Origin of the sequence: Sphingopyxis sp. (genome assembly GCF_036402335.1) — a bacterium.
GTDB lineage: Bacteria > Pseudomonadota > Alphaproteobacteria > Sphingomonadales > Sphingomonadaceae > Sphingopyxis.
Genome location: NZ_DASWTD010000073.1, coordinates 1 through 7,656, shown reverse-complemented (window position 1 = coordinate 7,656; position 7,656 = coordinate 1). Strand labels below are relative to the sequence as shown.

The following is a 7,656-nucleotide window of genomic DNA, read 5'->3' as shown; positions in this document are numbered from 1 at the left end:
CCTCCGAATCACTCGATATAAAGATGATATCATATTTATATCAAATCGAGCGATGGTCAATCGGGATTTTTCGGGAGGGCGCCTTGGGGCTGGAAGCAGCTGCAAAGCCGGGTGCGGCGGGAGAGGCGCAAGCGCCATTGTCGGCCACGCGGCGTCCCGCTAATAGAGCGCGCGTGACCGCGACCTTTTCCCGCATCGCCGCTTTCGCCGATCGCTGGCCAAAGCTTCTGGCTCTGCTCCTCGGCGCCGTGTCGGCGACGGGTTTTGCGCCGCTGAACCTCTGGCCGCTGACCCTGCTCGCGCTCGCGGGCTGGATGGCGCTCGTTGCGAAGAGCCCCAAGGGATCGCGCGCGCTGGGCGTGGGCTGGGCCTTCGGTGTGGGCCATTTTGTCATCGGGCTGAACTGGATCGCAACCGCCTTCACCTATCAGGCGGCGATGCCCGCGTGGCTCGGATGGATCGCGGTCGTGCTGCTGTCGCTCTATCTGGCAGTGTATCCTGCGCTTGCTGCGTGGGGGGCATGGCTGGTGCGGTTGCTGGCTGGTCCCGGGAATCCGCTGCGACGGGTCAAGGGCACACCGAAAGCACTGCCGTTTGCCGCCATGACTTTATCCTATTTCCTGAGCTTCGCAGCGCTGTGGATACTCTCGGAATGGTTACGTGCATGGGTTTTCACCGGCTTCGCGTGGAACCCCCTCGCCGCAATTTCAGTGTCGGGGAATCTCTCAGGGATGGTCGGGAGGGACTATCTTGCATTCGTCGGGACCTATGGGGTCAGCGGCGTTATCATGCTGTGGGCGGGATTGCTCGCCGCGTCGATCGAGGCCTTCTTCATCGAGCGCGCATTCAAGCGGCGCGACATTCCCGATCCGCGTCTGAAGAGCGATCTTGCCGGCGCACCGCTGGAAGAGTTCGACACGCGACGCTTTGCAAAGTTTCTGGCCATCGTCGCCGTGCTCGGCGTCGCAATGTTGGCAACCGGCTATTGGGGGTCGCGCAGCAGCTTCGTTTTCGACCCGGCCAGCTCCGCGCCCCGAATTACCGTCGTTCAACCCAATGTCGGGCAAGAAGATAAATGGGAGGGCAGCAAGGCCGACGCCAATTTCGCCAAGCTCGCGCGCCTCACCAAGCCCACGGATGACACGCCGCGCCTGATTCTGTGGCCCGAAGCCGCGGTGCCCGACTATCTCGAGACCGGCTATCCGCTTCCCTATTACGACCGCTCGCCCGCCGAAGCCCGCGCGCGGCTGACGGAGTTGATGAACCCGAGCGACGTCATGCTGCTCGGCGCGCTCAGGCTCGAACTCGACAAGAGTGGCGACGTTGTCGGTGCACGCAACGCGGTAATGACTGTGCATGCAGACGGGACGCTCGGGCCGCGTTACGACAAATCGCACCTCGTCCCTTATGGCGAATATCTGCCGATGCGACCTATCCTGTCGGCCCTCGGACTGTCGCGGCTCGCGCCGGGCGATATCGATTTCTGGCCGGGGCCGGGGCCGCGCACGCTGGCGCTGCCCGCGGTCGTGCCGCCGCCCTTGTCCCCTGAAGCCACCGACGCCGAAAGACTCGTTCAGAAATATTACGCACGCCCGGCGCTGAATGTCGGCCTGCAAATCTGTTACGAAATCATCTTTTCGGGACAGGTCGTCGATCGTGCGCATCGGCCCGATTTCATCTTCAACCCCTCGAACGATGCATGGTTTGGCAGCTGGGGCCCGCCGCAGCATCTGGCACAGGCACGGCTGCGCGCGATCGAGGAAGGGTTGCCCGTCGTGCGCGCGACCCCGACGGGAATCAGCGCGGTGATCGATGCCGATGGCCGCATCGTCGAATCGCTGCCGATGCATGCAGCGGGGCGCATCGATACGGAGTTGCCGCGCGCGCATGCGCCGACGCTCTTCGCGCGCTATGGCAACATGCTGCCCGTCGGATTTGCGTTGCTGCTGCTCGCGCTCGCCATTGCCAACCGCCGCCGCGGACGCTAACAGCACGCCGACATAAAGCTTCCTTTATATTCGATCTGCAAAAGGTTCTCCCATGCGCAACAGCTTCCTTTTCACCTCCGAAAGCGTGTCCGAAGGTCATCCGGACAAGGTTTCGGACCAGATCAGCGATTCGATCGTCGACCTGTTCCTGTCGAAGGATCCCGAGGCGCGCGTCGCGTGCGAGACGCTGACCACGACCCAGCTCGTCGTCCTCGCGGGCGAAATCCGGTGCAAGGGCGTGTTCGAAAATGGCGAATGGGCACCGGGCGCGCTCGAGGAAATCGAAGCCGCCGTCCGCGGCACGGTGCGCGAGATCGGCTACGAGCAGGACGGTTTCCACTGGAAGACCTTCCGTTTCGAAAACAACCTCCACGGCCAATCGGCGCACATCGCGCAGGGCGTCGACGAGAGCGGCGACAAGGATGAAGGCGCCGGCGATCAGGGGATCATGTTCGGCTATGCGTCGGACGAGACCCCCGACCTGATGCCCGCGACGCTCGATTACAGCCACAAGATCCTCGAGCGCATGGCCGCCGACCGCAAGGCGGGCACCGCGCCGTTCCTCGAACCCGATACGAAGAGCCAGGTCACGCTGCGCTACGCCAACGAGCGCCCGGTCGAGGCGACCGCGATCGTCGTGTCGACGCAGCACGCGCCGGGCTATTTTTTCCACAATGGCGAAGGCGACGAAGCGAAATACACCGAGCTGCGCAAATATGTGCTCGGAGTGATCGCCGACGTGCTGCCTGCCGAACTGCTCACCGCGAACACCGTCTATCACATCAACCCGACCGGACGTTTCGAGATCGGTGGTCCCGACGGCGACGCGGGCCTGACCGGCCGCAAGATCATCGTCGACACCTATGGCGGCGCGAGTCCGCACGGCGGCGGCGCGTTCAGCGGCAAGGATCCAACCAAGGTCGACCGTTCGGCCGCCTATATCACGCGTTACCTTGCCAAGAATATCGTCGCCGCGGGCCTCGCGCGCCGTTGCACGATCCAGCTGAGCTACGCGATCGGCGTCGCCGAGCCGCTGTCGATCTATGTCGACCTGCACGGCACCGGCACCGTCGACGAGGGCAAGATCGAGGCGGTCATCCCGCAGCTCGTCAAGCTGACGCCGAAGGGCATCCGCACCCACCTCGGCCTTAACAAGCCGATCTACAAGCAGACCGCGGCCTACGGCCATTTCGGGCGTACGTCGGAAGGCGACAGCTTCCCGTGGGAGCGCACCGACCTGGTGGACAAGCTGAAGGCAGCCCTCGCAAATTGAGCGCGTCGCTGCCGCTCAATGCCAATCTGACGGCCGGGCGGCCGACCTTCGTCACGCATCTCGAGTGCGGGCTGACCGGTGAGCGATACCAGGCCGATGTGCTGCACGGCCTGTCGAACGCAGGGCGCCCGCTGCTCGTCCGCTACAATCTCGCCGGCGTCGCGGCGGTAATCGACCAGGCGGGCATGGCAGCGCGTCCGCGCGACCTGTGGCGCTGGCGCGAACTGCTCCCCGTGCGGCACAGCGAAAATATCGTCAGCCTCGGCGAGATCGACACGCCGGTCATCGCGCTCGACAAAATCGCCGGAGCGGCGGGGGCCGCGCCGGGCACGTTGCTTGTCAAGGATGAAGGCCGCCTGCCGACCGGATCGTTCAAGGCGCGCGGGCTGGTGATGGCAATCAGCATGGCGAAGGAACTCGGCGTCACCAGCATCGCGATGCCGACCAACGGCAATGCGGGCGCGGCCGCGGCCGCCTATGCGACGCAGGCGGGGATGGAAGCGATCATCTTCTGCCCCGACGACACGCCCGAGATCAATGTTCGCGAGATCGCGGCACAGGGCGCGCGCGTCTACCGGGTCAACGGGCTGATCGACGATTGCGGCAAGCTGGTGCGCGAAGGCGCGGCGGCGAACGGCTGGTTCGATCTCTCGACGCTGAAGGAACCCTACCGGATCGAGGGCAAGAAGACGATGGGGCTCGAGCTGGCCGAACAATTCGGCTGGGAACTGCCCGACGTCATTTTCTATCCGACCGGCGGCGGCACCGGGCTGATCGGTATGTGGAAGGCTTTTGCCGAATTGCAGGCGATCGGCTGGATTACCGGCAAGCTGCCGCGCATGGTCGCGGTGCAGGCCGAAGGCTGCGCGCCGATGGTCCGCGCCTGGGAAGCCGGTGAACGCCATGCGGTGCGCTGGGAAGATGCCGCGACGATCGCGGCGGGCATCCGTGTCCCGCAAGCCGTCGGCGATTTCCTGATCCTCGACGCGGTGCGCGAATCGAACGGCCGCGCGGTGGCGGTCAGCGACGCCGATATCCAGCACGCCGTTGACGACGCCGCGCGCAGCGACGGGCTGCTGCTCTGCCCCGAAGGCGGCGCGACGCTCGCAGCATGGCGGCAGGCGCGCGCCGAGGGCTGGATGCGGGACGGCGAGACCGCCTTGCTCTTCAATTGCGCGACCGGGCTCAAATATCCGCTGCCCGACGCATCGCGGACGCTCGACCGCCACGCACCGATCGACTTCACGCGGCTCTGAGCGGCTTGCCGCCGCGCAGCCTTGGGGCTAACGCGCGCGCCATGACTGCTTACAAACCCGGCGATCCGACGACGATCAACCGCCTCTATGGCCGTTCGAAGGGCAAGCCCCTGCGCGCGGGCCAGCAGGATCTGGTCGACACCTTGCTGCCGCAGATCGCGGTCCCCGCAGAGGGCGATGTCACCGCCGAAGCGCTGTTCGGATACGACCGGCCGCTGCATTTCGAGATCGGTTTCGGCGGCGGCGAGCATATGGCGGGGCGGGCAGATATGCTGCCCGATCATGGCTTTATCGGTGCCGAGCCCTTCATCAACGGCGTCGCGCAGGCGCTGGTTCATGTTGCGGGCGATCATGGGGCCAGGTTGCCGCTCGGCAATATTCGCATCCACCATGGCGATGCATTGGAAGTGTTGCGGCGGATTCCCGATGGCGCCCTGAGCTTCGCCTATCTGCTCCATCCCGATCCATGGCCCAAGGCGCGCCATGCCAAGCGGCGGATGATGAACGACGGTCCGCTCGACCTGATCGCGGCCAAGCTGAAGCCCGGCGGCGAGTTCCGCTTCGGTACCGACCATCCAATCTATCTGGCGCACGCGCTGATGGTCATGCGCCGCCATCGCCACCAGTTCGAATGGCTGGCGCAGGACGCGCAGGATTTCCTCGTCCGTCCGGGCGGCTGGCCCGAAACGCGCTATGAAGCCAAGGCGCGCGCGCAGGGGCACGAGGTCTGGTATTTCCGCTACCGGCGCAAATAACGCCGCGTCGGAGCCCTATCCCAGCGGCAGTTCGGTCGTTGCCTTGATTTCGGACAGTGCGACGGTGGAATTGATTTCCTGCACCCCGGGCAATTTGCTCAGCTGATCGAAAAAGAAGCGTTCATAGGCGTCGATGTCCTTCGCGACGATCCGCAGCATGAAGTCGGTCGTCCCCATCAGCACATAGGCGTCGAGCACTTCGGGAAAACCGCGGATCGTTTCGCTGAACTCGTCGAGATTGGCGCGGCCATGGGCATTGAGCTTGACCTGCGCGAACACATGCGCGTTGAGCCCGACCTTGCGCCGGTCGACGATCGCGACGCGCTTGCGGATGAATCCATCGCGTTCGAGCCGGTCGATGCGCCGCCAGCAGGGCGACACCGACAGGCCGACGCGCTCGGCGACCTCCGCCGTCGTCTGATTCGCGTCGCGCTGCAATTCGCGGAGGATTTTTATCTCGAACGGATCAAGGTCGGTCATATGATCCCTATAATCGCAAATTATAGAACAGATAATCCCAAAAATGCCGGTTTGTTGCGCGAATTGGGGCAAGATCGTCCCGCGGTTCGATGCGATCATGCCTTTCCCGATCCAGAGGAGAGTTTCATGGTCGTCCGTCTTGCCCGCCTGGCGCCGCCGCTTGAATGCGTGCGCCTCTACGATCTCGAAGCAGGGCTCGACGGATTCATTGCGATTCACTCGACGACGCTGGGGCCCGGCGCGGGCGGTTGCCGCCTGTGGTCCTATCCCGACATGCGCCACGCGCTCGGCGACGCGATGCGGCTGGCCGAGGGCATGAGCTACAAGAATGCGCTCGCTGGCCTGCCGCTCGGCGGCGCGAAGGCGGTGCTGCGACGCCCCGAGGGCGAGTTCGACCGCGTCGCGCTGTTCCGCGCTTTCGGCCGGGCGGTCGAGAATCTCGGTGGCCTCTATGTGACCGCCGAGGATGTCGGGACGTCGGTCGCCGACATGCAGGAGGTGGCCAGCGTGTCGCGTCATGTCGCGGGGCTGCCGAGCGCCGAAGGGCGCGCCGGCGGCGATCCGTCGCCGTGGACCGCGAAGGGCGTGTTCGAATCGATGCGCGTCGCGGCGGAATTTGCGCTGGGACGCGACTTGAAAGGGCTTACTGTCGCGGTGCAGGGCACGGGCAATGTCGGTGCCGATCTCTGCCGCCGCCTCGCCGATGCGGGCGCGCATCTCGTGATCGCCGACCCTGATCCGGCGCGGCGCGACCGCCTCGGCGCGATCCTCGGTGCGCGCATCGTCGACGTCGATGCGATTGCCGGGGCCGATGCCGAGATCTTCGCACCCTGCGCGCTCGGCGGCGCGCTGAATCCCGAAACCGTCGGCCGGTTGAAGGCAAAGCTGGTCTGCGGTGCGGCCAACAACCAGCTTGCCAGCCCCGATATCGCCGCGCTGCTGCTCGAACGCGGCATCGCCTATGCGCCCGACTATGTCGTCAACGCGGGCGGGATCATCAATGTATCGGCGGAATATCTGGGCGAAGACGAAGCCGATGTCGAACTGCGGGTCGCGGCGATCGGCCCGCGCGTCGCCGCGCTCCTCGAACGCGCGGCGCGCGAAGGACGCTCGCCCGCCATGGTCGCCGACGAAATGGCCGAAGAGGTGATCGCGGGCGCCGAACGGGCCGCTGCCTGATGCACCGGTTCCGGATCGACGCGATCCTCGACCCGCATTCGCTTCCGCGCGTCGCCGGCTTTTTCGCGCAGCGGTCGATCATGCCGTTGGCAATGCAAATGCAGGTCGAGCAGGGCCGGATGCGGATCGAGATCACCGTCGACGGCCTCGCGGCGGGACAGGCCGCCACAATCGCGGCGAAACTGCATGAAGCGGTGACGGTGATCGACGCCGAACTCTACGATATGGCGGCCTGACCCGAGCGGACAGTGGAACGTCGGCTTTCGCACCCCATAGCAGCCGTAAACGCGAAGTCAGCCAGCCGCGATGCGGCGTGCGGTTTCCTGCACCAGCGCAATCATGTTGGGGACGCCTTGCGTGCGGTTCGACGACAGCTGGCGCGTGAGGTCGAAAGGGGCCAGCGCGGCAGCGACGTCCATCGCCGCGACCTCGGTGGCGGCTTTGTCCTGTACCGCGGCGAGGACAAGCGCGACGATGCCCTTGGTGATCGCGGCATTGCTGTCGGCAAGAAAATGGAGTCGGCCATCCTTCTGAGGCACCGGATAGACCCAGACGCTCGCCGAGCAACCGCGCACGAGCGTCGCATCGGTCTTGAGCGCGTCGGGCATCGGCTCGAGCGAACGGCCGAGTTCGATCAGCAGGCGATAGCGATCGTCGCCGTCGAGAAAGTCATATTCTTCGAAGGTGTCTGAGAGGCTGCGCATGGCCGCGCCCTTGCATAGATG

Annotated in this window: 8 protein-coding genes; 6 read left to right on the top strand and 2 right to left on the bottom strand. The window is 65.2% G+C overall.

Annotated elements, in window-relative coordinates; translation table 11 throughout:
• Positions 1 to 173 precede the first annotated feature (173 nt).
• The 4 genes from lnt to trmB are packed head-to-tail and all read left to right on the top strand — an operon-like array spanning position 174 to position 5,272.
• On the top strand, positions 174 to 1,988 hold the full coding sequence (gene lnt, locus VGD20_RS02245; RefSeq protein WP_331132893.1) for an apolipoprotein N-acyltransferase: 1,815 nt from the start codon (positions 174 to 176) through the stop codon (positions 1,986 to 1,988).
• Between the two features lie 52 nt (positions 1,989 to 2,040).
• A complete protein-coding gene (metK, locus tag VGD20_RS02240) occupies positions 2,041 to 3,261 on the top strand; it encodes a methionine adenosyltransferase (RefSeq protein ID WP_331132892.1) in 1,221 nt (406 codons plus the stop codon).
• Complete coding sequence (locus tag VGD20_RS02235) at positions 3,258 to 4,517, top strand: threonine synthase (protein WP_414714530.1); 1,260 nt, start codon at positions 3,258 to 3,260, stop codon at positions 4,515 to 4,517. Before metK ends, VGD20_RS02235 begins: the two co-directional genes overlap by 4 nt.
• Positions 4,518 to 4,558: 41 nt before the next feature.
• A complete protein-coding gene (gene trmB, locus VGD20_RS02230) occupies positions 4,559 to 5,272 on the top strand; it encodes a tRNA (guanine(46)-N(7))-methyltransferase TrmB (protein WP_331132891.1) in 714 nt (237 codons plus the stop codon).
• Positions 5,273 to 5,287: 15 nt separating this feature from the next.
• Here trmB and VGD20_RS02225 read toward each other — a convergent pair whose 3' ends face one another.
• Positions 5,288 to 5,752 carry an Lrp/AsnC family transcriptional regulator gene (locus VGD20_RS02225; RefSeq protein WP_331132890.1) on the bottom strand — a complete coding sequence of 155 codons (465 nt, stop codon included), beginning with the start codon at positions 5,750 to 5,752 and terminating at the stop codon, positions 5,288 to 5,290.
• Between the two features lie 126 nt (positions 5,753 to 5,878).
• Here VGD20_RS02225 and VGD20_RS02220 point away from each other — a divergent pair, with 126 nt between their 5' ends.
• Positions 5,879 to 6,931, top strand: a complete 1,053-nt coding sequence (locus VGD20_RS02220) for a Leu/Phe/Val dehydrogenase (protein ID WP_331132889.1) — start codon at positions 5,879 to 5,881, stop codon at positions 6,929 to 6,931.
• Entirely contained in the window at positions 6,931 to 7,167 is a 237-nt protein-coding gene (locus tag VGD20_RS02215; RefSeq protein WP_331132888.1) for a hypothetical protein, read from the top strand. The genes VGD20_RS02220 and VGD20_RS02215 overlap by 1 nt, the downstream gene beginning before the upstream one ends.
• Before the next feature lie 57 nt (positions 7,168 to 7,224).
• Here the strand turns inward: VGD20_RS02215 and VGD20_RS02210 are convergent, their stop codons facing one another.
• Complete coding sequence (locus VGD20_RS02210; RefSeq protein ID WP_331132894.1) at positions 7,225 to 7,635, bottom strand: SufE family protein; 411 nt, start codon at positions 7,633 to 7,635, stop codon at positions 7,225 to 7,227.
• Positions 7,636 to 7,656 lie beyond the last annotated feature (21 nt).